Here is a 23,187-nt window from a genome sequence, read left to right as displayed (position 1 = left end):
ATATTCATGAGATTAGTGATGTGTGCTCATTGGTGCTTCAGTTGGCGCGTCTGAGGTGCCGAGAACATAGTCCTGCGGAATGTCGGCAAAGGTAACGATGTCGCCGCCTTTATCTTTGGCAAATTGCTCTGCCGCTTCACGGGTAGAGAAGGGCACGGTTTCTTTAGCCCCCATGCCGCCGGTGGCATTGCTGTTGATGACGAAAAAAGCCTTTTTCGCATCAACCCAGTTTTGTGCGCCCGGTTGCTCCCAGCTTGGGGCTTTGGCCATATCGGAGACATAGATTGCCGCGATATTTTTCGGCTCTTCCGGCAACATGGTAAAAGCCAGCGTGTCACGGGCAGAGGAGAACCAGATGGCTTCACTTGCCGGATGCAGAATGATCTGACCTTTCGGGCCGCTATGTTCCAGAACATTCATACCGCAATAGCGCCCCATGGCCGCTTCCGTCAGTGCAAACGGAGCCGGTGTCTCGGCCTGTTTTTCAGGCGAACAGGCGGACAGGGTAAGAGCGGCAATGACGGGGATGAAAAGGGAGATCAGTCTCATAGTTCTTTCCTTGAAAAGATGAGTATGGAAAGGCCGAGCGGAATGGCAGTCCATAGTCCCAGCGCCAGAGTGAGGACACCTGCGCTCAGAGTTGTGGTACCCGCAACGCCACCCATGCCGGTGAGGGCACCGGCACCGCCTGTGCCGAAATTGAGCAGGCGATAGGCATCTGTCGGGTTGATAAGCAGCAAAATATTGAGCAAAGCAGTGCCGATCATTTGTCCCTGATCGAAGACCAGCAAACCAAGCAGCGCCATGTCATAGATCAGCACAAAGAGCAGCCAGATACCGATAGCAATACCCGCAGCAGTGCTGCGCTCACGCACGATTGTGCTGGCGAAAAAACCGATGGCGATGAATACCGCGCCGAGCAAGATGGAACTGCCGATCAGCGACAGCAAAGCCAGCCAGCTTGCCGCATCAATGCCGCCGCCTGTCAGCGCAAGCACTACGGCAGTGCTGCCATAGCCGAACAGGGTCGCGAAAGCGAGAATAGTGAGCTGTCCGAGAAACTTGCCAAGAATGACCTGTTTGCGCCCGATCGGGTAACTCAGCAGTAACAGCATGGTGCCGCGTTCCATCTCGCCGACAACAGCATCATGAGAGATCAGCAGTGCAATCAGCGGGATGAGAAAAATAGTGAGGCTGGAGAGACTGACGATCACCACATCCAGCCGGTTGGAACCGATGGTGCTGCCGGTCGGTGCATTGCCGAGAAAGCTCATGCTGAGTGCCAGCGCAGCCAGCAGCAGAGTGGTTGCCAGCACCCAGCGGTTGCGCAACCCTTCCTGAATTTCCTTACCGGCAATATGAATGAGATTTTTCATTCCGCGGCCTCTTTAACTGTGAGGAAATGGGCGTAAAGCTCATCCAGTGTCGGTGCCATGACATCAATATCCGTGATGTTATGGTTCTGAGCGATAACGGAGTTCAGAACCTGCATTTTATCTTCTGCGGAAACATCCGCCTCAAAACTTGCAAAGCCGGTTTTTCGCCAGCCAATCCGCAGGGATTGTCCGGTGCTGTGGGGTGCAGTTTCGCCTTCGGCTAAACTGACACGGATACGCACCGGCAGACGCGCAATATGGCGCAGATCATCCAGTGAACCGTCAGCAATGACCTTACCGCGATTGGCGATAATCACCCGTCCGACACGATTTTCCAGTTCAGTGAGCGCATGAGAGGACATCAGAATAGTGGTACCTTCCGCACGCATAACCTCCAGCAGATCGTAAAAGTTTTTACGCAAGGCCGGATCAAGGCCGGTTGTCGGTTCATCCAGCAGCAGCACAGCGGGTTTGCCGAGCAAAGCCTGCGCCAGACCCAGCCGCTGGCGCATGCCTTTGGAATAGGTGCCGACACGGCGGTCTGCCGCATGGGACAGGCCGACATGATCGAGCAGCGCAGCGGTTTCCTTCACGGGAACGGATTTGAGCTTGGCGTAAAAGGACAGAGTTTCCCGTCCGGTCAGCGCCATATTGAAGGAGACATGCTCGGGCAGATAGCCAAGCTTGCGCCGTGCCGCAAATTGTCCGGCTGCGGGATCTTCACCCAGCACCAGCACTTTGCCATGTGTCGGGCGGATCAGTCCCAACATCAGCTTGATCATTGTGGTTTTGCCTGCACCATTATGGCCGACAAGGGCAATATTTTCACCGGCATTCAGCACATAGGACGCATCGCTGATGGCATTGAATGTGCCATAGGTTTTGGTAACACCGGCAAGCTTTACAGTTTCAGTCATGATTTATTTTCGCCTCCGGATTTGACCGGCATCGCAGGCGGTTTCATCAGCGGATAGCTGTCAATGACACCACCGGGCATCAATGCGGGAAATTGCGTCTGCGCCCAGCGGATCGTCTGGATCGCCGGACTGTTGATAAGAATTTTGGCCTGCGGTGCTGTCCACAGCACTTTGTCGATCAGATCATTCGGCCGGTAGGGGCTGTCAGCAATGCCGTCGCCATTGAGGTCAAAGGCGGGATTGTCGCTCCAGAAATTACCGCGTCCTTTGGCCGACCAGTCGAGATTACGGGTTCCGACATATTTGACCTGATTGCGGTTGTTGATGAAGGCATTGCCGCTCATCACATTGCCTTCGGAACCGGCCGTGAAATGAATGCCGATTCTGCAATTTTCAAACTGATTGCCGGTGAACTTGTTCTTATTGGCGTTGTAGATGAAAACGCATTTCTCAGGCCCCAGTCGCAGGTTGCCAGTCTCTGCAGACGGGTCAGTTTCCGGTGCTGGCATGCCGTGCTCGGCGCTTTGTACACCGGCATCCATCCAGCGGTCAGCCGATTGCATTTTGCCGATTACCCGATTGCCGGTGATGACGGAACTGTTGGCATAGTTTAGCAGCAACCCGTGATCGCGGTCACCCTCTGAAAGATTGCCGGTAATTTTAAGCCGGCTGGTATACATAATGGCAAAGCCGACAGAATTATTGCGCGAGATATTATCGCTGACTTCGCTATCATTTGTGTACATATAATGGACAGCAAAGCGCACATTTTCCATGAGATTGCCACGGAAGATATTCTTGCGGCTGGCATTGGTATAAATGCCGTCACGGCCATAGCGGATGATATTATTCAGCACTTTGGCACCCGGTGCATTCCAGATGGAAACACCGCTGCCGGTTTGCGCCATACGCACACCGCGCTTGCCAATAATCTCATTGCCTTCGGCTACGGAATCTTTGGCACCATGCAGATAGATACCGTAGAGATTATCAATCAGCCGGTTATTCTCCGCGCGCGCGCCGGTAGCAGTTTTGGCGATGAAAATACCGGAATTGAGATCATAGAGATTGTCGCCGGAACCACGGATTTCCAACCCACGAATGATAGTTTCCGGTGCATTGACAGTAATCGTATTGCCGGTGCCGGAGCCGTAAAGCACGGCTCCGGCTTCCCCCTCCAGCATGACTGTCTTGTCAATGACGACTGACCCGTCATGCCGCCCTTTGAGCAGGCGGATCGTTTCCCCCGCCGGTGCCTGATCAAGGACGGTCTGCAGATTTTGTCCGGCAGATACGGTGATCTCTCCGGCCAGTGCCGGAGAAATCATAGCGGGCAGCAGGCCGGAAAAACACAAAGCCGTGGCCAAAGCATAGTGCTTCATTGCGGGCGCTCTGTGCTCCGGTAAAGCTGCGGAATTGCGTTTTTCCTTATGGCGCTGATGCTGCATGATGCTTAAGCGCCTTTCGGCTCAACAAGCATACGGCCTTTCATTTCCATATGCATGGCATGGCAGAACCACGAGCAGTAATACCACCACACGCCCGGCTTGTTGGCGATGAAGGTGACTGAGGCGGTGGCCTGCGGTGCCACTTCCATATTGATCCCGTAATTGATGATCGAGAAACCATGGGTCAGGTCTTCGATTTCATCAATATTGGTTACATAGACAGTGACTTCATCGCCCTGTTTGACGGTGAATTCCTCAAGGCTGAAGGCCGGTGCGGCAGAGGTCATATAGACGCGGACTTTATTACCGTCGCGGATGACCTCAGCAGCCTCCATCAGATCGACGCCATCGGCCTTTGCCTGTGCAACAGCATCGGCAAAGAACGGATCTTCACGATTCCAGGCATTGACCGGATTGATCTTGGAGCGATGTACGATTGTTGCGTCATGCGGTTCGGCAAAGCTTGGTCCGTCATGGACAATCACCATTTTATCTCCGGAAATATCAATGAGCTGGTCATTTTCCGGTTTGAGAGGGCCCACATTGAGATAGCGGTCTTTGGAGAATTTATTGAGGGAGATCAGCCATTTACCGTCAGCCTCTTTGGTTTGCCCCATTGAGGTGTGGTTGTGGCCCGGCTGATAATGCACATCAAGTTTCTGGCGGATCGGATCGACCTTTTCGCCCTTAAAGGCACGTTTGGCATCCTCAATGTTCCACTTGCAGACCTGACTGTCGATAAACAGTGTCGTATAGGCATTGCCCTTGCCGTCATAGGCGGTGTGCAAAGGCCCGAGACCGAGTTCCGGCTCTGCCACAACGGCATCACGCGGATTGATTTTGTCATCAAACAGGTCGTCAAATTTGCGCACATCGAAAACAGTGACGGTCGGCGATAATTTACCATTGGCCACAATATGGATGCCGTCCGGTGCGGTATTCATACCATGCGGGCTGTTCGGCACCGGAATATAGCGGGTGAATTTGGAGCCTTTGCGTCCGTCAATCACCGGCACGCCGTTGATTTCCTTGAACTCGCCTTTGGCAACCGCTTCTTCAATGCGTTTCAGGTTGAAGATAACAATCCAGTCCTGCTCACTGCCCATCATTTCGGCCAGTGTCACGCCCTCTTCGGAATTGTAGCAAGTGGCAAAAGCATATTTGCCCTGATAGTCACAGTCGACATTGTCGAGATTGCCGCTGACCATGACCTGCCACGCAACTTTCATGCTTTCGCCGTCAACGGCGGTGAAAATCGCATGATAGTTTTTGGTATCTGTCAGATTTTTACCGTCATTCGGGATCGGCACGCGGTCTTCACCATTACAGAAGACATAGCCGGTCTTCGGATATTTCTGCACGCGCAGGCCATGAACCGTGTGCTGGTTCGGCAGCTGAATGATCTTGTCGCATTTCATCACATCAAGACGGATACGGCAGACGCGGGTATTGGCCTTGTCATTGGCATAGAGATAGCGGCCGTCATAGGTGCCGTCGGTAAAGGAAAGATGCGGATGGTGCAGATCGCCATTGTCGAAAACGCCGCCGCGGTCTTTCATAAACTCACGGTCTTCAGGCAGCATGCCTTCGGTCAGCACTTTCAGGCTTTCATTGGTCTGCCCCCAGCCGGTGGCGCTGTCACGGTTGAAAACCGGAATGCGCATCAGCTCGCGCATGGATGGCAGGCCGACAATACGCACTTCACCGCTCTGGCCGCTGGAAAAGAAGGTGTAATATTCATCCAGTTCCCCCGGTTTTACCTCCGCACTTGAACCGGATGCGGATGCCGCCATGGCCTGCTTCGGTGCGCCGGCCATGACAAGCGCACCGCCCATGCCGCTGGCACCGGCAGCGGCTACAAAAGCCGAGGTGCCGAGTAATTGCCGTCTGTTCATGCGGGTCTTATTTTCTTGCTCAGACATTGCTTTGTCTCCAGTTGAAAATTTCAGGATGCTGCGTCCGGTGCGGATGCGCCGGTAACAGGTTGTCCGTTATGGGTGATGATGGTTTTTGACTGGCTGCCGGTACGCTCTGCCGGTGGCGTATAAGGCGCGTTGCGGGCAGCGAATTTCTCACGTTTGACGCGCACCTGAATCATATGCGGGCAGCGCTGGTCATCGTGATAGAGTTCCTGACAATGCATGCAGTAGATACATTCATTGACATTGATCTGGCCTTCCGGATGGATAGACTGCACCGGACATTCAACGGCGCAGCGCTGGCATGGCGAGCCGCATTCCGGCCAGCGTTTCAGCCATTCAAACATGCGGATACGGCCGGGTATGGCGAGTGCCGCGCCGAGCGGGCACAGATAGCGGCAGAAGAAGCGCTCAATGAACAGACCGGCAGTCAGCAAGGTCAGAGCATAGATGACGAAAGGCCATTCGCGGGCGAATTTCAGAATGATTGCAGTTTTGAACGGTTCGACTTCAGCGAAAACTTCGGCCAGAGCCACGGAATAGAGCGACAGACCAAACAGGCCGAGGAAGATAATATATTTGATCGGCCACAGGCGTTCATGCAGGCCCCATGGCAGTTTGACCTGCGGTACTTTCAGCCATTGTGCCAGATTGTTACTCAGTTCCTGCAGCGCACCGAAAGGGCAGAGCCAGCCGCAGAACGGGCCGCGTCCCCAGAACAGCAGACCGGCGGCAACCGAGCCCCATAACAGGAAGGTCAGCGGGGAGGTCAGGAAAAATTCCCAGTTGAAGCCGGTGATAAGCGAATTGGTGAAAGTCAGGACATTGACGACCGACAATTGGGTGTTGGTGTAGAAGCCAAGCCAGACAAGGATGAACAGAAGATAGCCGCGTCTGACCCATGCGAAGAAGCGCGGACGTCTGACCAGATGGTTCTGGAAGAAGAAGATTGCGACCAGTACCAGAATGGCGAAGGCAGTAATCACAATATTGATTTTGTTCATCTGCCACATCTGGATCCACAACGGATTATCTTCTCCGAAGAAATCAGGCATGGATGCTTCACCGACCGGTGCGCTGACATGCGGATTATTCGCAGTGGCAGCATCTTGTGCAGGCTGCACGGGAGCCGGGACAGGTTTGGCAGGTGCGGTGATGGTCACATATTGGTCGGGAAGTGTATAACCGAGGTCATAGAAGATGCTGGCTTTGTCACGGGCACCAAAGCCACGCTGTACCAGTAATTGCAGTTCCCATGGCTTTGTTACGTCGAAAGCGAAACCTTCCGGCACCGTGAACAGTGCGATTTCACGCAAATCCGGTGCGCCTTCAGCAGCAATATTGCCGATGCGCGTATGGTTTTTATCCCGAAAACGGATGCCCTGACCGTCCTGCAACAGTTCGATACGGTCGAAAATACCGCCGCGTACGTAACCTGATCCCTTGAAGGAATAGGCACCATCACCGGCAACCAGTACGGCCTGCTGACCGGGTTTAAGCCGTTTTTGCATCTGGTCATAACCGGCCTGTCCCAGCAGGCTGAGGCCTATGGATGGCACCGATACCGGCGCGACATAGAGCTCGATAAACTGGTCTTCCGGAGCGGATGTTTCAGGGTTTTCTGCCGCACGCGGTTGTTTGGCATCAAGGAAGGCTTGCGTTACTTCGCCGACACTGAGCTTCAGGCTGCGGACAGAGCCGTCACCGGTCAGTTCCTGCCAGTCACGGATATCCTGTTTCGACAGATCAACAGTGCGGGTTTCTTGCGGTGCCGCGACTTGTCCGGCAGCAAGCTGATTGCCCAGACGGCCGCTACGGATCAGTCCGACAGCCGAGCGCACCACACTGTCGCCCATGACCAGAACAGTGACCGTGGCACCGCTGACAATCTCGACCTGAGGCGGTTTGGCTGTACCGGATGCAACGGCATTGAAATCGCTGTTGATGAGGGAGTTGAGCGCCGCAACCACTTTGGCTTCGGGAATGCCGATCAGCACAATCGGCTCTTTATGGTCGGCAAGTTTGATGCCGCGAATGATACCTTTGGTATCAATACCAACGAGAATATGGATCGGCTTGCCGGAATAGCCGACTGAACTGGTAAAATCCGAATTCAGATAAATATAGCCGAGCAAATCCTGATTTTTATAAACCGGCGCAATCGGTGGTTCGCCTTGCGGCGTGCCGATACGATCCGCATCCTGAAATAGTTCCTGCACTTTTAGCACAGGCAGATACTTATCCAGCTGAGCGGCAAAGGCTGTCGTTTGCAGGCTGATGAAGCCGCTTAACAGAAGACAGAACAGCAGGATCAGTTTTCTGATGAAAAATGCCGGACGATCATGAAAGCGGTTCATATAAGGTGCTCACTGCAAGTCAGGTGCTGCAGCAGCAGGCTGCTCAGCGGTTATGCAGTGGACTTTAATGAAGTGGCGGAATGCGTCTTTGCGTCAGAACAAACTGACGATAATTGCAGGTGTTAATTATCTGAAAATATGCTGTTTGCTGCCTTTAGCGGAAATACACACGGTATAAAAATTCCGGCAATGTATGATTGCGACGGATATATATTCTCGGAATGCCAAACGGGTCATCATTTGGTTTTGCACGCGCGGCAATTGTCGTGACCGCAGTTTGAAAACCTGCCTCGCGTGCCATTACGCGGTGCGTCTGATTATTGGCACCGTAGGGATAGCAAAAATGAGGAACCTCTGCGCCCAGCATGCCCTCCAGACGTGATTTTGATTCACTGATCTGGCGGCGGGCTTCTTCATCCGGTGTGTCATTCAGATTGACATGATCAAGCGTATGGGCGCCGACTTCATGTCCCAATGCTGCCCATTCACGCATTTGCGTAACGGACATACATGCCATTTCCGGAATGCCGATTGCCTTGTCCCAGATATTGCTGCCACCGATCTGGTTGGCCACAAAATAATTCGTGGCGGTGAAGCCGCACTCTGCCAGAACCGGTGCGGCATTTTCCAGTACATTCAGGAAGCCGTCATCAAAAGTCAGGACAGCAACCTTTCCGGTTTTTTCTCCTTTAATGTACGGCATGGCATCCCGCACAGAGAGCCCCTGATAACCGAGTTTTTTCAGCCAGCGCATCTGGCTTGCAAAGCGTTTAGGATGCACAAACAGGCTGCGAAAAGGGACACTGCTGCCGACAGCCGCAATATGATGATAGACAAGGATCGGAACTGTCATAGGCAGATGCTTTTACTTTTTGGGCAGGGGCTGGTTATCAGTAGCCGTCAATATCAACATAATGCATGGATTTTTTGCCACGGGCTCCATCGATAAAGCCGACCAGACTGCCTAAATTCGCAGCGATCGTTAGCAGGCCTCTTTCGCGATAGATGGGCAGTAATAAGCTGCCGACAAGCACTTTATAAACACGCGAAAGAACGGATTTGAAGGTGCGCCATATTATACTTTTTTCCGGATTTTTCATGCGCTCCAGATGGGCTGCTCTGGCAATATCACGGTTGCGGCGATAATAATAGCCCAGTTTCAAACGCGAGGTAGGAACGGTTTCATAGGCAATAGCGTGCGGCGTCCAGCCTGTTTTAGCGCCAAGGGCTTTTGCCTCGGCCCATAGCTGCCAGTCCTCACCCCCAGACTGACCTAAAGCTGCGTCAAAGCGCAATCCGGTTGAGCGGAAAAAGTCGAGATTGCCCATCCAGCTGCCGGTCGCAAGTTTCACTTGTCCGGCTTTGCCGTTAGCTCGTTTTTTGATTGAGCGGCTTTCCGCATTACTGTTCATTTTATCAACACCCTGCCAGACAATTCTTTGCCATAATGACAATTTGCCTTCGGGTGGTGCAAAACGTACCGGTGCGCCGACAATATCAAGATTGTGGTAATCGCGTTCTTTCAGCAATTCCATGAGCCATTGCGGCTCTACCTGCTCGTCATCATCGGCAAATGTCAGCAGATCATAACCATGATCAACAGCATAATTGAGCACGTGATTTCGGGCGGATGCGATCCCTAAAACCGGCTCAACAGTATAGACGACTTCAGCAGGTGAAACTCTTGCCTTAAAGTCATTGATAATCGAGCAGACTGTTTTCTCATGATTGTTTTCTACAATTAAAAAACAGACCTGTATCCCCTCAGGAATAATCAGCCGGGCATAAGACATCAGCAATTTCTGCAGCATAACGGGGCGATCTTTTGTGATCGTACCGATGCAAATTTTCCGGTGCGTTTTTGAAACCAAAAACAATTCCCCCTGTGACCCCGACTTTGATTCCCAGCTATCTGCACGTGAAATAATTTCCCCGTAATCCCCAAACAGATAGTTGTGCTGAGAATTTTTATAATAACATAAAGTAACAATTTATTGTCACTTTAAAAATCTTTTTTACTCATAAAAATGCGTATTATTTTAAGTTTATTGAAAAAATATGATCTATTCTGTTTTTTTACCTAGATAAATTGAAGGTGAAAATGAATCTTTATTAGACGCTACATAATGTAATGCTACAGATATGGTGCTGTATTGAAACGTGATTTGGGGGGGCAGGTTGCGGTAGTGATTGCTCGCCGGATGTGGCATTCACTCCTTGGATTTCAGCACGAATAATCTTGTTACTAAAGGTTATCAGATTAGCACATGAAGCTGTAAAGCTTATTTTTCGTGATGAATAGCTGTTGACGGACAGACCATTGCCCTTTTGCCTCTTTAATGACCAATAGAAAAGGTGGGAACATTGCTCCTAGGAAGAGAGAAAAAGCTCAAACCTGAGAGTGCGAGTGCTTGATTGTGCCATTGAAGTGTCACGAGACATCATGGATGATCATTGGCCAATCTATTTGCGTTTGGATTGTTATATAAATTATGCGGCCAAGATGGATACTGACAGGCAAAAAACATAATTCTGACAAGCATAAGCAACATGCATAAACCAAAATCGAACAGGCGGTAAGAATAAGTCGTTGGACGATAAGCCTGATGTTTTGCACCTTTGAAAAAAACAAAGGGGAAGAACATGAAACAATCTCAATATCAGGCATCCCGTATTTTGATTTTGGCAGCTGCCGCTGCCCTGACGGGGGTGGCACTGCCAGCGATGGCTGCTGATATTACCGTGATGGGCTATCGCGGTGCATTTCAGGATAATTATATTCAGGCTGTTATCGAGCCTTTCCAGAAAGAACATCCGGATATTAAAGTGACCTATTACGGTGTCCAGAATGCCGCGACATCACTTGGTAATATGCGCGCTCAAAAGTCCTCTCCGCAAACTGATGCGGTTATTTATGATCTTTCCGTTGCTAAAATCGCCAGTGATGAAGGGCTGGTCGAAGACCTAAATACTGCTGATCTGAGCAATTACGCCGATCTGGCAGATATTGGCAGAGAGCTTGCCGGTAAAGCCATTCCGATTACATTCGATACATTGTCACTGATCTATAATCACGATGCTTTTCCGGAAGGGCCAACCAGTTGGGAAGCGCTGTGGGATAAAAAACAAAATGGCAAAGTCATTATCGCCGCGCAGGGTGGCGGTGATATTCAGGCTATTTTGCTAACAATCATCACCAACCGGCTCGCCGGTGAAACTGACTATGTAAAAACCATCAAACCTGCTGTGGCAAAGCTTATAGAATTGGCGCCATTGGTTCAGACATGGGAGCCAAAACCTGACGCCTATACATTGGTGGCGAATGGCACCGCGAACCTGTCGATCGGTTATAATGCCCGTGCGCAGTTTTATTATGATCAGACCGGCGGTAAGCTAGGTTCTGTAGGGCCTTCCGAGGGTACAGCAGCGCAGATTAATGTGATCAGTGCGATTGCCAACGGTAAAAATCAGGACGCAACCAAGACTTTCATAAATTATGCACTCAGCCCTGAGGCACAGGCGCGTTTTGCCAAGATGATGTTCTATGCACCGACCAATACCAAAGCCGAAGTTGATGAGGCCACACGCGCCCGCATCCCGATGATGAATTCTGAACAGCGTGACAAGCTCATTCCTGTGGACTGGATGACGATCGGCGATATCCGCGGCAAAATTCTGGACCCGTGGCGTCGCCAGATCATCCCTGCCGGCCGCTGATTTTCAGCGCACAGATTTCCATTTCTTATGACTGCAAAACCGCTCTGCCTGATCTTTATCAGGCGGAACGGCACAGAATAATTCGGGTTCTGACATGACGACAGACAATACATTTCTGCAACTCAAAGCCGTCTCAAAACTCTATGGTCTCAACTATAAGGCCGTTGATGATCTGCATCTTGATTTGCCCAAAGGCAAACTTCTCGGGCTTTTGGGGCCATCCGGTTGTGGCAAGACTACAACTCTACGCATGATTGCCGGATTATTGCCGATCACAGACGGCAATATTTATATCAATGGCGAGGATATCTCCCGCAAACCACCACATCAGCGAGACATTGGTCTGGTGTTTCAGAATTATGCGCTGTTTCCGCATATGACCGTAGCAGAGAATGTGGCTTTCGGGCTGGATATGCGCCGCGTGCCTAAACATGAAGCACTGGCACGGGTTGAGGAAGCGCTGGAAATGGTGCGCTTGCCCGGTTATGGCCCCCGTAAACCGAAAGATATGTCCGGCGGCCAGCAACAACGCGTTGCACTTGCCCGTGCTTTGGTGATCCGACCACGCATTTTGCTGCTTGATGAGCCGCTTTCCAACCTTGATGCGAAATTACGCGATGATATGCGCATCGAAATCCGCGAAATTCAGCAACGTATGAATATCACAACTGTTTTTGTGACCCATGATCAGGTGGAAGCGCTGACCATGTGTGACGTGGTCGGTGTGATGCATAATGGCAAACTGGCGCAACTCGGCACACCGGAAGAAATTTATGAGCGCCCGTCCTCATTGTTTGTGGCGGAATTTGTCGGACGCGCCAATGTGCATATCTGCCAGATCATCGCAGAGAATACCTGCCGTCTGGGTGACAATGTCTATCGCTGTAACACTCATGGTGCGACTTCCGGTGAGGGGCAGATTGCGATCCGTCCTCATCGTATCAGCCTGACACCTAACCGTGACCAGTCGCTGATCAGTGTGACCACCAATAGCGCCCGCGGTAAGGTCGCGCGGATTACCTATATCGGCGATATTGTTCAATATGAAATCGAGATTAATGGCGGCTGCCTGAAGGTTGAAGTGCCGACGACCAGTGGTGGCCATGGTTTCCAGCTTGGCGATAAGCTGCTGTGCGAGTGGAAGCCGGAAGACATGCTGGTTTTCGGAGGTAAGCAATGACTGCACTTACCTCTGCATCCAATAATCTTGTGAAACCGAAGCGCGGCTGGTTTCCTCTGATTGCCGTCGGGCTTTTACTGCCGATGGCATTGATCAATCTGATCGCATTCATCGTACCGGTAGCCAATCTTGCGCAGATCTCCTTTCTGGAAAGCCGCAGCGGCGGGGTTCTGACCGACAATTACACGCTGGAGAATTATCTCAGCTTCTTCACTGACAGTTTCAACTGGGAGCTAATTTTCAACTCTCTCTGGATCAGCACATTGATTACAGTGATGACACTGGTCTGCGCTTATCCGATTGCCCTGTTTCTTCATCGTGTATCACCGGTATGGCGTAACTTGTTGTTTGTCATCACCGTTTCACCGCTGTTGGTGAGCAGCGTGGTGCGAACTTATGGCTGGATGGTGCTGCTCGGTGATCAGGGGCTTATCAATGGTATGTTGATGAGCACGGGTCTGATTTCAGAACCGTTTCGTCTGGTCAATAATACGCTTGGCGTTTTCATCGGTATGGTGGAAATCCTTATCCCGTATATGGCGCTGTCATTAATTGCCGGTTTTGGCCGCCTGAATGTGACATTGGAAGAGGCTGCCGCTTCACTTGGTGCCAATAGCTTCACCCGTTTTCGCCGTGTGATTTTCCCGCTGACTTTGCCCGGTGTGGCGCTGGGTTGTCTGCTGTGCTTCGTATTGGCAATCAGCTCTTTCATCACACCGAAACTGCTTGGCGGTGGTCGTGTCTTCATGCTCGCAACCGAGATTTATGATCAAGCGGTTATCCAGCTTGAATGGCCGCGTGCGGCAGCAACATCCGTCATCGTTCTCATCATCTTCGGGCTGGCTTTGGTCGTGTATTCACGCATTGCCCGCCGCATCGATTAACCGGCAGGGGAAATCTCATGATTGGTACTATGAAACTGCCGTTTAAAATTCTGGTTGCAGCGCTCTACCTTTTTTTGCTTGCACCTATTCTGGTGGTGATCCCGCTGTCTTTCAGCAATGATAATTATCTGACCTTTCCGCCGCAAAGCTGGGGTGTGCGGTGGTATGGTGAAATGCTGCATCACGAGGCGCTAATCAATGCTTTGTGGATCAGCCTTGGCGTTGCAAGCGTGGTGACTGTTCTGTCGCTGATAGCCGGTATTCCGGCCGCCTATGCGATCCGTCGCTATGAGTTCCGTGGGCGGGAATTCTTGCTCAACATTTTCACTGCGCCGTTGCTGCTGCCGTCAATCGTGCTGGGTCTGGCCATTCTGCTGGTCTTTGTAAGAATGCAGCTGCTCGGTACTTTTACAGGGCTTGTTATCGCGCATCTGATCGTGACCACACCCTATGTGATCCGCATTATGATCACAGCTTTTTCAACCCTGCCACCCTCCGTTGAAGAAGCTGCGACGATGCTAGGCGCTACACCATTCACAGTGTTCCGCCGCATTACCTTACCGTTGATGATGCCGGGTCTGGTGGCCAGTGCTGCCCTGTCATTCCTGTTGTCTTTTGACGAGGTGGTGATCTCGCTGTTCATCACAGGACCGCGCCTGACTACCTTGCCGGTCGAGATTTTCAACTATGTGGAAAGCCGTACAGATCCGATGACCGCCGCGATTTCTGTGGTGCTGATTATCGCAACTTTGCTGATCATTTTCCTGATTGAACGCACGCTCGGCCTTTCCCGAACCATCGGCAAGTCTTCTGAAAATACCAAATAACCGCATTCGCATTGCATGAATGAAGAGACGAGGAGGTCTCGAAAATGGAAAATATCGCCCTTTGGATGTCGCAGCCGCATTTCGGATATCTTGAGATTGCTAAAACCTGTGGTTTCACATCTTTCGTGCTGGAATTGGAGCATGGCACATTTGACTTGGGCACGCTTGATCAGTTTCTGGCCTTCACCAAAGCGCATGGCCTGCCGACACTGACCAAGGTGCTGGCACCGACCACAGAAGCTATTCAGCAGGTGCTCGATTTTGGCACAGATGGTGTGATTGTTCCGCATATTCTGGGTGTGGAGCATGCCAGAGAGGTCACCAAAGCAGCGAAATATCCGCTGACCGGTACGCGTTCTTATGCCGGTGGCCGCGTGTTCGGCTATAGCCGTCCTGCATCTGATGCCTTTGAAAAAGAGAATAAGCGAACCAAATGCTACGCCATGATCGAAACGGCTGAAAGCCTTGCTGATGTCGAAAAGATCATCGCGCTGGATACGGTCGATGGTCTTTTCCCGGGGCCTTCTGATCTGGCACTTGCCCGTGGTCGCGGTGCTTATGAATTCAATGATGCGGACAAGGCTGATCTGCGCCGTTGCGCCAAAGCTGCCCGTGATGCGGGCAAGCCATGGATCATGCCTGCATGGACAGAAGCCGAGCGCCGTTTTGCCTTGGATGAGGGCGCATCAATGCTGGTCGTCGCCACACAGAATATGACCCTGCGTCAGGGCATGATGACCACTGTCAATGCGCTTAAAAAAGAAGCGCTTATTGCCTGATTTTATTTCTATTCAATGAGCTTGGAGGAGCATGATGAAAGTAAGTTTGATCCAGACCAATCCGCAGGCTGATAAAGCCGCCAATCTGGCTACAACCCGTAAACTGATGGAAGATGCAGTGCGTACAGATGCGCCTGATCTGATCGTTCTGCCGGAATATTTTGAATATTATGGCGGCAGTCCTGAGGGCAAGCTGAATGAGGCTGAAACCGCACCAAATGGTGCTGCCTATAAAATGGCGCAGGATTTTGCCCGTGAGCATAAAGTTTTTGTTCATGCCGGTACGATCATGGAGAAAGTTGACGGCGAGGCACGGATTTATAATTCGACTTTTGTCTTTGACCGCTCGGGTAAAGAAGTCGCCCATTATCGTAAAATCCATATGTTCGATATCGTGGCACCGGATGGCACAGCCTATAAAGAATCCGCAACGGTGAAACCGGGTGAAGATGTTGTGGTCTATGACCTCGACGGTTTCAAAGTCGGTTGTGCTATTTGCTACGATATCCGGTTTGCTGAACTGTATCTTGAGCTGGAAAAGGCTGGTGTTGATATCATCATTCTGCCTGCCGCCTTCACACTGCAAACGGGCAAAGACCATTGGGAAGTATTGGCACGCGCCCGCGCCATTGAAACCCAGACTTACTTTGTCGCCTGCGGACAGACCGGCGCGGTGGTGAGCGGCGGTGAGAAACGTCATACATACGGACATTCTCTAGTCTGTGATCCTTGGGGGCATGTCGTTGCCCGCGCATCAGACGGTGTGGGTTTTGTTACAGCCAGAGTTGATCGTGAGCAGATCAACCGCGTTCGTGCTTTAATTCCGATGGTGCAGCACCGCCGGTTAGGCAAACGTCACGAAGCCTGTGCAGTGTAAGGAAATCCCATCATGTATGTTATTAATGCGATGCCTGAACAGGTGGCTAAGGCTGATCTGGATTTGCTGTCCGGTGTGGAAACGGCAACTGTCGGTCACTGGCGTTTCTTTGGTTTTATGAACCATTCCATTCAGCCGCTGCTGCCAAAGCGCCGGATTGTTGGCACTGCCGTAACCATTGCCATTCCGGGGCCGGATTCAACGCTTTTGCATCATATCACCGGTATGCTGCGGCCGGGCGATGTGCTGGTGGTCGACCGTATGGGAGATGACCGCTATGCCTGCTGGGGTGGGGGAGTGACCATTGCCGCTAAAGCTGCAGGTGCGGTGGCTGGTATTGTCGACGGGCCGTGCACAGATCTGACCGAGATTGAGGATTCCGACTTCCCGATGTGGGCACGCGGTATTTCGCCAATCACCACCCGTCTTTACGATCTGGGCGGCGGGATCAATATTCCGGTTTCCTGTGGTGGCGTGGTCGTCAATCCGGGTGATGCCATTCTTGCTGATGAAAGCGGTGTGCTTGTGCTGCCGCATGGCGAAGTCAACGAAGTTGCAACCAAAGCGCTGGCTATTCAGGAACGCGGCAAAGAGCGTGAGGCTTCCGTCAAAACCGGCCTGAAACTCGGCGAAGTTTCAGGCGCTTCCGACAAAGTCAAAGCGCGTATGGCGGTATAAAAATCTGAACCGGAGCGGCGCGGCCATTCAGTTTCATAGTCGGTCGCTCCGGTTATTTCTCAGTAGGATCATATTAAAAAATAAGACATAAGAATTCAGTCACATAATATGCGGAGGGGAGACTGCATATCGATGAATATCCGGTTTCTTGAGACGGTGATCTGGCTTTCGGAATTGCGCAATTTCCGGATCACTGCGGCGCGCATGAACATGACACCGGCTGCAATTTCCAATCGCATTGGTGCAATCGAGCAAGAACTCGGCTTCCGTTTATTTGAGCGTGATGCCCGTGACGTCAGCCTGACAGCCGAAGGGGAGGTGTTTGTTGAAGGTGCACGGGATATTGTGCTGCGCTATCACAACCTTGTTGAAAGCGTTAGCCCCAAAAACAGTGTCGAAGGACAGCTTAAACTCGGTATTGTTCCGAGCCTGGCAATGACAATTTTGCCTGATGTTTTAGATATTTTACGTCAGCGTTATCCTAAAATCAGAATTTCAATTACCACAGATTCCTCCAAAGTCCTGACACAACAACTTGAGCAACGTGAGTTGGATATTGTGTTTGCAATACGTCCCGACACAGCGGCAACACTGCGCAGTGTTAACATCTGCACATTCGGCATGTTTTGGATCAGCCGGACACCTGATGTTCTTATTAGTCCTGAAGATTTGTTCTCACGTGAAGATTTGCTGAACTATCCGATTATTTCCTATGAACGAGGGGCACATAATCATCAGCAAATCATCAATTATTTTTCAGAAGATCGTATTAAAGATGCAACGGTGCATTATTCCAATTCTCTGACTACAACCATCAATATGATCTCTGCGGGTGTTGGTATTTCGGTTCTTCCGCCGGTTGTTATCCAAAAAGAACTGCGGCAGGGGGAGCTGAAAGTTCTCAATACAAATACAATGTTTCCGGCCACAAATTATAGTGCGATGTATCTGGAGGCATCGGCAACGCGATTAATTACGCTGGTTGCAACAATTGCCCGCGAAGCAGGTCGCAACTTATGTAATCAGTACAGTGATAATCTTGCTTATCAAGAAATTTTACCATAGTTACAATATATTTCTTATTTTTATTTCTAATTATAAGTATATATAAAATAGTAATATTTTTGTTGGAACTGACATGGATAATACATGTGAATATTTAATGTCAGTTCCAAAAATTATTGATATTACATATTTTTGAAAATAATATTGTTACCTTGATGCAGAAGTTTGCATCTTGAACATTTGCTGGATCGTTTGTCCGCTTCGTATGCCGTCGAGCCAAGCTTTTTCTTTTTCGATGTGCTCTTGTGCGGCCGCGAGTATTTCTTCCGCTCGTTCCAAGGGGACAATCACCACGCCGTCATCATTGCCAAGCACAATATCTCCGGGGTGAACAACGGCGCCGGCCATTGAAATAGCACCGTCAATGATGCCGCCAAAGCCATGATGCGGACCACGGGGGACAATCGCTTTACAGAACATGTTGAATTGCAGTTGCCGAACTTCTTCAACATCGCGGATAGCGCCGAAAACGACTGCACCGCCAAGTTTCCGGTGGGCTGCTTCTGCCGTCATGATCCCGCCCCATACCGCAGTGTCTTCTACGCCACCGGCATCAACCACAATGACTTCACCGGCCTCTGCTACGCCAATCAGTTCACAGATACTGCCGCAATCTCCCGCCATAGCAGTAACGGTTCGCGCCTGACCGCAGAGTGTGATGCCCGTTGAGACGGGTTTGATCGCAGCGCTCATTGCCTGCGTCCGGTTCAGGCAGTCGGAAGCGACTGCAGGCGGGATGGTGCGCCATGCATCAAGAGCAGCACTAGACAGTTTTTGAAACGGGGCGTTTACTTTTTGAAATGCCATTGTGGCACACTCCTCGGCACACTGTATGTCAGTGGTTGTATTGTTCCCAACCGGGATTGACGTTGTTGCGGACTTTGTTGCGCAGAAGAAAATCCAGCATAATTTCAGCTGAGAATGTGCGCATGTCGACATAGCCGGCTTCAGAATAAAAAGCCGCATGAGGCGATACAATGAACCGTCCTGCAATCCACGCTTCATCATTGCGCCATGCTTCAAGCAAGGCGGGAGAAGGGGACGGTGGTTCAACCGGCAGAACATCGAGTCCGGCAGCGGCTAGGCGTCCGCTCTGCAAAGCACGATAAAGCGCATCAATATCCACCAGACCGCCGCGCGCAATATTGATGAAAACAGCATTGTCTCGGAATTGTGCCAGCAGGGTGTCATTGATCATGGAACGGGTTTCAGCAGATAATGGTACATGCAGACTGACAATGTCAGATGTCGATACCAGTTCTTCCAGCGTTTGCTTGCGCTCAAAGCCGATACCCAGTTCATGCCCTTCAGGCAGATAGGGATCGTAGTAGGCAATTTTCATGTCAAAGGCCGCAGCACGACGTGCGATTGCAGTGCCGATGCGGCCGAGGCCGATAGCTCCGAATGTCAACCCGCGCAGCCGCCGTACAACAGGGGCGCCTTCTGCGACAAATCCTTTGACGGGATCAGCTTTAAGGCGTTTCTCATAGGTGCCGAGACCGCGTGTCAGATAAAGCAGCATGGCAATGGCATGATCTGCCACTTCTGTTGTGCCGTAATTCGGAACATTTGATACGGCAATGCCGGCTTTCCGGCACGCATCGACATCCACATTGTCAAAGCCTACGCCAACGCGGACAATAAGCTTGCAATTGTCCAGCAGGGCAACTGTTTGCGGGGCAATGCGCATACGGTGCCAGACCAGAATGCCGTCGCATTCCCGCCAATGCCGTTCCGGAATAGCAGAAGGATCAGTCTCATCATAAATCAGATACTCAAACCGGTCGCCGGAAACGGCACTTTCAATTGCCAAATCGCGCAGATGCGCATCCGGCACCAGAATTTTGTAAGTCTGCATAAATTCCTCCCGAGAATTAATCAGAGAACTTTGGACAGGAAAGATTTGAGGCGCGGGTCACGCGGCTGGCTGAAGAATGTTGACGGTTCGCCACGCTCGACCATGATGCCGCCATCGGTGAAAAACACCTGATCGGCCACTTCCTGCGCAAAACGCATTTCGTGGGTAACAAGCACACAGGTCATTCCTTCAGCTGCCAGATCGCGGATGACATTGAGGACTTCCTGCACCATTTCCGGATCAAGAGCGGCCGTTACTTCATCGAACAGGATAATTTCCGGCTGCATCGCCAGTGCCCGCGCAATGGCTACACGCTGCTGTTGGCCGCCGGACAATTCTCCCGGATACGCATTTTCTTTGCCTGACAGTTGAACTTTGGCGAGAAGCCTGACCGCGCGCTCCCGCACCTCCTGCGCATTGTGTTTCAGCACTTGTATGGGTGCCATCATAATATTCTGCAGAACGGTCTTATGCGGAAACAGGTTATATTGCTGAAACACCATTGAAACCTGATGGCGCAACGGCACCAGCTCTTTTTCAGAGCGCAGTTTCTCAACCTGAAAATTGCCGACACGAATGCTGCCGTGGTTAACTGGGACAAGGCCGTTCAGGCAACGCAAAAGTGTGGATTTTCCTGAACCAGAAGGGCCGATGATGCAGGCAACATCACCCTTCTGAATATCCATTGAAATGCCCTTCAGCACCGCAACAGAACCATAGTTTTTATAGATGTCAGCGACTTTGATGATTGGTGTGGAGGATGTGGTCATGTCATTTGCCTTTAATCAGGCGGCGCTCAAGAGCACGCGTCCAGGTCGCCAACGGATAGGCGAAGAGAAAAAATAGCAGGAGAATGTAGAGATAGATTGCCGTCGCATATTCATCGCCGTCACTGGCAATGACTGTTTTGCCAATGGAGAGGACATCTGATGTGCCGGTAACAACCACAAGGCTCGTGCCGATAAACAGCATTGCATAGGTGGTCATCAGGTTGGGCAGCATCATTGGCAGTGCCTGAGGCAGAATAATGGAGCGTAAAATCTGACCGCGGCGATAGCCGAGAGCACGGGCAGATTCCCACTGACCATCCGGCACTGCACGGATTCCGTTCCGGAAACCTTCCGCAACATAGGCGGTAACGGGCAGGGACAAACCTATGACAGCCTTGAGAAATGGTGACACAAAGATGCTGGCGCCGAAAAACGTCATGCGAAATGGCAGCAGATAAAGCATCGCATAGAGCACGACCAGCCACGGTGAGGAGCGCAGCAGATTCATGATCAATATGGCAGTGGTTCTGACCAGCCGGTTAGGCGACACCATCGCGCCGCCAAGGAAAAACCCTGCCACGAGAGCGATCATCATCGAAAAAATGCTGATAATCACATTTGCGGAGAAGCCGCCGCCAAAACCGGTGAAACCAGCACTACCGGTGAGTAGCTGTGATGAGCGGTCGATAAGAACGCCGATAGCAGCACCGCTTGCCTGTCCGTAACTTATAAACAGAATAGCCAGCAGCGTGATGATAACCCCGAAAAAACCAAGAATAGCGGAGATTGCGTCTCTGTTCATTGTACTTCTCCTGCACCAAACCCCGGAATTGCAAAGACTTTTGCGATTTGTTTGGCGAGCAGAACGACCGCAGTGGTTATGGTCAGATAGATCAGCCACAGCACGATCATCACTTCGAGGTTGAGAAAGGTTTCCAATGCAATCTGAGTGGAAAAAAACATAATATCAGTTACAGCAACGAGCGCTGCCTGCGCAGATGTCTTGATCAGGCTCACAACATTGCTGGTCATATTGGGAATGGTCATGCGCAGTGCGATCGGCAGTTCAATCCAGCGAAAAATCTGCAATCGGCTATAGCCCATGCTCCGCCCGCCCTCGACTGTCTGACGTGGTACGGAATTGATGCCTGAGCGTATAATCTCAATAGCAATTGATCCATTATACAAAGCCAGTGAAATGACCACACAGGCAAAACCGGATAAGAGAGGCACCCGTTCTCCTGTCGTTGCATCTGTATAGGTCATGCCTAAATCAGACAGCATGAAATACAGAAAAAACAACTGCACCAGAGGCGGCGTGTTTCTGAACAAGTCGATCATGATAATGGTCAGAGATCGGGCAACAGGGACATTAAAATGAGTGATCGCTGCTCCGGCAATGCCGATAATCAGCATTAATATAGTGCCCAGAGCAGTGATTGCGAGCGTGGTTTTCAAGCCCTCAAACAACCAGCTCTGATAGAGCGGATCTGCCAGCCATTCAAAATCGAGACCGAATATCATGAATTATTTCCGATGAATTTACCGGTTATCAGTTTGGCTACACAGATATGTTCGCGAGTGATAACCGGTTTTGTTCTCAGTGCAGATCAATGACCGGCAGCTTTGGCGTCTGCTGCGCGTTTGATCACGTATTCGCTGGAACCCATATCGTAGGTTTCTTCTGCTTTAACGAGCAGGCCTGCTGCTTCTGCAGAGAGAATGGCTTTGTTGACCTCTTCCAGAAAGCGCGGTTCGTTTTTACGTACGCCGCCCGCAATCGGAATGTAATCAAATGTATCCAGCGCGATTTTGTACTTTGCGCCCCATTCAGGATCTGACAATTTTTGCTGGAGGATAGGACCATCAAAGGCAACGGCGCTGCAGCGGCCGTTCTGAAATGCCTTGAACATGTCCGCGGTACCGGTGAGTAGAACAGTTTGTGCGCCGTAAGTTCCGGTCAGGGTACGATTGTAAAGATTGCCTTGCATGCCGCAGAGTTTCTGCCCGCGCACATCTTCCCATTTGGCGATTGTGCTTTCTTTGGGGGTAAGCAGTACAATGCCCGCCATATTGTAATATTCTTCGGTAAAATCGATAACTTTTGCGCGCTCTTTATTAACGCCGAGCGTTGCCAAAATCAGGTCAATACGACCGGCATTTAAAAGCTCGATACGGTTGGAAGCCACCACCGGCACAAGTTCAATTTCTGTTTCAGAACCGACAATCTTTCCGGCGACATATTTCGCCAGGTCGATTTCAAAACCTTTCAACTCATCCTCTTTGGTTAAAAATCCGAAAGGTACATAATCGTTCTTAATGCCGACGATTAACTTCCCTCTGGCTTTTACGTCATCGAGCTGATCCGCTTGAGCTGCCATGCACAATGCCAGTCCGGAAAGAACGGTTGTCAATGAAAGTTTGGCAAGTAAGTTAGCACGCATGAAAATCCCCTTTTGGTATGTGCATTTTCATTATTGGCATCACAAAATCGGATGACCACGAAATGCTTTCTTCAAAGCCTATCGACAATAT

The 23,187-nt window shown here is 51.0% G+C and carries 22 protein-coding genes; 8 read left to right on the top strand and 14 right to left on the bottom strand.

Annotation, left to right across the window (positions count from 1 at the left end; all coding sequences use genetic code 11):
* Positions 1-12: 12 nt before the first annotated feature.
* From BKD14_RS14595 to BKD14_RS14560, 8 genes are all read right to left on the bottom strand, one after another.
* On the bottom strand, positions 13-549 hold the full coding sequence (locus BKD14_RS14595) for a nitrous oxide reductase accessory protein NosL (protein WP_075656996.1): 537 nt from the start codon (positions 547-549) through the stop codon (positions 13-15).
* Positions 546-1,376, bottom strand: coding sequence for an ABC transporter permease subunit (locus BKD14_RS14590; RefSeq protein WP_075656995.1), 831 nt, complete (start codon positions 1,374-1,376; stop codon positions 546-548). The genes BKD14_RS14595 and BKD14_RS14590 overlap by 4 nt, the downstream gene beginning before the upstream one ends.
* Positions 1,373-2,293 (bottom strand): ABC transporter ATP-binding protein, encoded by a 921-nt coding sequence (locus tag BKD14_RS14585; RefSeq protein WP_075656994.1) that lies wholly within the window; start codon positions 2,291-2,293, stop codon positions 1,373-1,375. The genes BKD14_RS14590 and BKD14_RS14585 overlap by 4 nt, the downstream gene beginning before the upstream one ends.
* Positions 2,290-3,675: a nitrous oxide reductase family maturation protein NosD gene (locus tag BKD14_RS14580; RefSeq protein WP_075657152.1), complete on the bottom strand. Its 1,386-nt coding sequence runs from the start codon at positions 3,673-3,675 to the stop codon at positions 2,290-2,292. Before BKD14_RS14580 ends, BKD14_RS14585 begins: the two co-directional genes overlap by 4 nt.
* A 71-nt stretch (positions 3,676-3,746) precedes the next feature.
* Positions 3,747-5,663: a TAT-dependent nitrous-oxide reductase gene (gene nosZ, locus BKD14_RS14575; protein ID WP_075656993.1), complete on the bottom strand. Its 1,917-nt coding sequence runs from the start codon at positions 5,661-5,663 to the stop codon at positions 3,747-3,749.
* A 23-nt stretch (positions 5,664-5,686) separates the two neighbouring features.
* Positions 5,687-7,984 (bottom strand): NosR/NirI family protein, encoded by a 2,298-nt coding sequence (locus BKD14_RS14570; RefSeq protein ID WP_075657151.1) that lies wholly within the window; start codon positions 7,982-7,984, stop codon positions 5,687-5,689.
* A 187-nt stretch (positions 7,985-8,171) separates the two neighbouring features.
* Positions 8,172-8,870, bottom strand: a complete 699-nt coding sequence (locus BKD14_RS14565; protein WP_075656992.1) for a polysaccharide deacetylase family protein — start codon at positions 8,868-8,870, stop codon at positions 8,172-8,174.
* A gap of 37 nt (positions 8,871-8,907) precedes the next feature.
* Positions 8,908-9,828, bottom strand: a complete 921-nt coding sequence (locus tag BKD14_RS14560; protein WP_083647207.1) for a glycosyltransferase family 2 protein — start codon at positions 9,826-9,828, stop codon at positions 8,908-8,910.
* Positions 9,829-10,660: 832 nt separating this feature from the next.
* Between BKD14_RS14560 and BKD14_RS14555 the strand changes: the two genes are divergently transcribed.
* From BKD14_RS14555 to BKD14_RS14520, 8 genes are all read left to right on the top strand, one after another.
* Positions 10,661-11,734: an extracellular solute-binding protein gene (locus tag BKD14_RS14555; RefSeq protein WP_083647178.1), complete on the top strand. Its 1,074-nt coding sequence runs from the start codon at positions 10,661-10,663 to the stop codon at positions 11,732-11,734.
* Positions 11,735-11,828: 94 nt separating this feature from the next.
* Positions 11,829-12,914: an ABC transporter ATP-binding protein gene (locus BKD14_RS14550; protein WP_075656990.1), complete on the top strand. Its 1,086-nt coding sequence runs from the start codon at positions 11,829-11,831 to the stop codon at positions 12,912-12,914.
* Positions 12,911-13,798, top strand: coding sequence for an ABC transporter permease (locus BKD14_RS14545; RefSeq protein ID WP_075656989.1), 888 nt, complete (start codon positions 12,911-12,913; stop codon positions 13,796-13,798). Before BKD14_RS14550 ends, BKD14_RS14545 begins: the two co-directional genes overlap by 4 nt.
* Positions 13,799-13,815: 17 nt before the next feature.
* The gene (locus tag BKD14_RS14540; protein WP_075656988.1) at positions 13,816-14,625 is read left to right on the top strand and encodes an ABC transporter permease; all 810 of its coding nucleotides are present in this window, start codon (positions 13,816-13,818) and stop codon (positions 14,623-14,625) included.
* A gap of 44 nt (positions 14,626-14,669) precedes the next feature.
* Positions 14,670-15,404 (top strand): aldolase/citrate lyase family protein, encoded by a 735-nt coding sequence (locus tag BKD14_RS14535; RefSeq protein ID WP_075656987.1) that lies wholly within the window; start codon positions 14,670-14,672, stop codon positions 15,402-15,404.
* A 34-nt stretch (positions 15,405-15,438) separates the two neighbouring features.
* On the top strand, positions 15,439-16,281 hold the full coding sequence (locus BKD14_RS14530) for a carbon-nitrogen hydrolase family protein (RefSeq protein WP_022709680.1): 843 nt from the start codon (positions 15,439-15,441) through the stop codon (positions 16,279-16,281).
* Positions 16,282-16,293: 12 nt separating this feature from the next.
* Entirely contained in the window at positions 16,294-16,959 is a 666-nt protein-coding gene (locus BKD14_RS14525; protein WP_075656986.1) for an RraA family protein, read from the top strand.
* Positions 16,960-17,091: 132 nt separating this feature from the next.
* The gene (locus BKD14_RS14520) at positions 17,092-18,024 is read left to right on the top strand and encodes a LysR family transcriptional regulator (protein ID WP_075656985.1); all 933 of its coding nucleotides are present in this window, start codon (positions 17,092-17,094) and stop codon (positions 18,022-18,024) included.
* Between the two features lie 147 nt (positions 18,025-18,171).
* On the opposite strand, the gene BKD14_RS14515 is transcribed toward BKD14_RS14520, so the two are convergent.
* From BKD14_RS14515 to BKD14_RS14490, 6 genes are all read right to left on the bottom strand, one after another.
* Positions 18,172-18,831 carry a dimethylmenaquinone methyltransferase gene (locus BKD14_RS14515; RefSeq protein WP_022709683.1) on the bottom strand — a complete coding sequence of 220 codons (660 nt, stop codon included), beginning with the start codon at positions 18,829-18,831 and terminating at the stop codon, positions 18,172-18,174.
* 28 nt (positions 18,832-18,859) lie between these two features.
* A complete protein-coding gene (locus BKD14_RS14510) occupies positions 18,860-19,882 on the bottom strand; it encodes a C-terminal binding protein (protein WP_075656984.1) in 1,023 nt (340 codons plus the stop codon).
* Between the two features lie 20 nt (positions 19,883-19,902).
* On the bottom strand, positions 19,903-20,652 hold the full coding sequence (locus BKD14_RS14505; RefSeq protein ID WP_075656983.1) for an amino acid ABC transporter ATP-binding protein: 750 nt from the start codon (positions 20,650-20,652) through the stop codon (positions 19,903-19,905).
* A 1-nt stretch (position 20,653) separates the two neighbouring features.
* On the bottom strand, positions 20,654-21,454 hold the full coding sequence (locus BKD14_RS14500; RefSeq protein ID WP_075656982.1) for an ABC transporter permease subunit: 801 nt from the start codon (positions 21,452-21,454) through the stop codon (positions 20,654-20,656).
* Positions 21,451-22,176: an amino acid ABC transporter permease gene (locus BKD14_RS14495; protein ID WP_083647174.1), complete on the bottom strand. Its 726-nt coding sequence runs from the start codon at positions 22,174-22,176 to the stop codon at positions 21,451-21,453. Before BKD14_RS14495 ends, BKD14_RS14500 begins: the two co-directional genes overlap by 4 nt.
* Before the next feature lie 86 nt (positions 22,177-22,262).
* The gene (locus BKD14_RS14490) at positions 22,263-23,096 is read right to left on the bottom strand and encodes a transporter substrate-binding domain-containing protein (RefSeq protein ID WP_075656981.1); all 834 of its coding nucleotides are present in this window, start codon (positions 23,094-23,096) and stop codon (positions 22,263-22,265) included.
* Between the last annotated feature and the right edge of the window lie 91 nt (positions 23,097-23,187).

Origin of the sequence: Pseudochrobactrum sp. B5 (assembly GCF_001939785.1) — a bacterium.
GTDB lineage: Bacteria > Pseudomonadota > Alphaproteobacteria > Rhizobiales > Rhizobiaceae > Pseudochrobactrum > Pseudochrobactrum saccharolyticum.
Note: the sequence above shows the minus strand (reverse complement) of the source record. Positions and strands in the feature narration are given on the sequence as shown.

Excerpts from the sequence above, each read along its gene's own strand:
- BKD14_RS14565 (WP_075656992.1), bottom strand. The coding sequence starts at position 8,870 with ATGACAGTTCCGATCCTTGTCTATCATCATATTGCGGCTGTCGGCAGC.
- BKD14_RS14495 (WP_083647174.1), bottom strand. The coding sequence starts at position 22,176 with ATGATATTCGGTCTCGATTTTGAATGGCTGGCAGATCCGCTCTATCAG.
- BKD14_RS14585 (WP_075656994.1), bottom strand. The coding sequence starts at position 2,293 with ATGACTGAAACTGTAAAGCTTGCCGGTGTTACCAAAACCTATGGCACA.
- BKD14_RS14595 (WP_075656996.1), bottom strand. The coding sequence starts at position 549 with ATGAGACTGATCTCCCTTTTCATCCCCGTCATTGCCGCTCTTACCCTG.
- BKD14_RS14580 (WP_075657152.1), bottom strand. The coding sequence starts at position 3,675 with ATGAAGCACTATGCTTTGGCCACGGCTTTGTGTTTTTCCGGCCTGCTG.
- BKD14_RS14500 (WP_075656982.1), bottom strand. The coding sequence starts at position 21,454 with ATGAACAGAGACGCAATCTCCGCTATTCTTGGTTTTTTCGGGGTTATC.
- BKD14_RS14515 (WP_022709683.1), bottom strand. The coding sequence starts at position 18,831 with ATGGCATTTCAAAAAGTAAACGCCCCGTTTCAAAAACTGTCTAGTGCT.
- BKD14_RS14560 (WP_083647207.1), bottom strand. The coding sequence starts at position 9,828 with ATGCTGCAGAAATTGCTGATGTCTTATGCCCGGCTGATTATTCCTGAG.
- BKD14_RS14510 (WP_075656984.1), bottom strand. The coding sequence starts at position 19,882 with ATGCAGACTTACAAAATTCTGGTGCCGGATGCGCATCTGCGCGATTTG.
- BKD14_RS14545 (WP_075656989.1), top strand. The coding sequence starts at position 12,911 with ATGACTGCACTTACCTCTGCATCCAATAATCTTGTGAAACCGAAGCGC.
- BKD14_RS14555 (WP_083647178.1), top strand. The coding sequence starts at position 10,661 with ATGAAACAATCTCAATATCAGGCATCCCGTATTTTGATTTTGGCAGCT.
- BKD14_RS14490 (WP_075656981.1), bottom strand. The coding sequence starts at position 23,096 with ATGCGTGCTAACTTACTTGCCAAACTTTCATTGACAACCGTTCTTTCC.
- BKD14_RS14520 (WP_075656985.1), top strand. The coding sequence starts at position 17,092 with ATGAATATCCGGTTTCTTGAGACGGTGATCTGGCTTTCGGAATTGCGC.
- BKD14_RS14540 (WP_075656988.1), top strand. The coding sequence starts at position 13,816 with ATGATTGGTACTATGAAACTGCCGTTTAAAATTCTGGTTGCAGCGCTC.
- BKD14_RS14550 (WP_075656990.1), top strand. The coding sequence starts at position 11,829 with ATGACGACAGACAATACATTTCTGCAACTCAAAGCCGTCTCAAAACTC.
- BKD14_RS14590 (WP_075656995.1), bottom strand. The coding sequence starts at position 1,376 with ATGAAAAATCTCATTCATATTGCCGGTAAGGAAATTCAGGAAGGGTTG.
- nosZ (WP_075656993.1), bottom strand. The coding sequence starts at position 5,663 with ATGTCTGAGCAAGAAAATAAGACCCGCATGAACAGACGGCAATTACTC.
- BKD14_RS14505 (WP_075656983.1), bottom strand. The coding sequence starts at position 20,652 with ATGACCACATCCTCCACACCAATCATCAAAGTCGCTGACATCTATAAA.
- BKD14_RS14535 (WP_075656987.1), top strand. The coding sequence starts at position 14,670 with ATGGAAAATATCGCCCTTTGGATGTCGCAGCCGCATTTCGGATATCTT.
- BKD14_RS14525 (WP_075656986.1), top strand. The coding sequence starts at position 16,294 with ATGTATGTTATTAATGCGATGCCTGAACAGGTGGCTAAGGCTGATCTG.
- BKD14_RS14530 (WP_022709680.1), top strand. The coding sequence starts at position 15,439 with ATGAAAGTAAGTTTGATCCAGACCAATCCGCAGGCTGATAAAGCCGCC.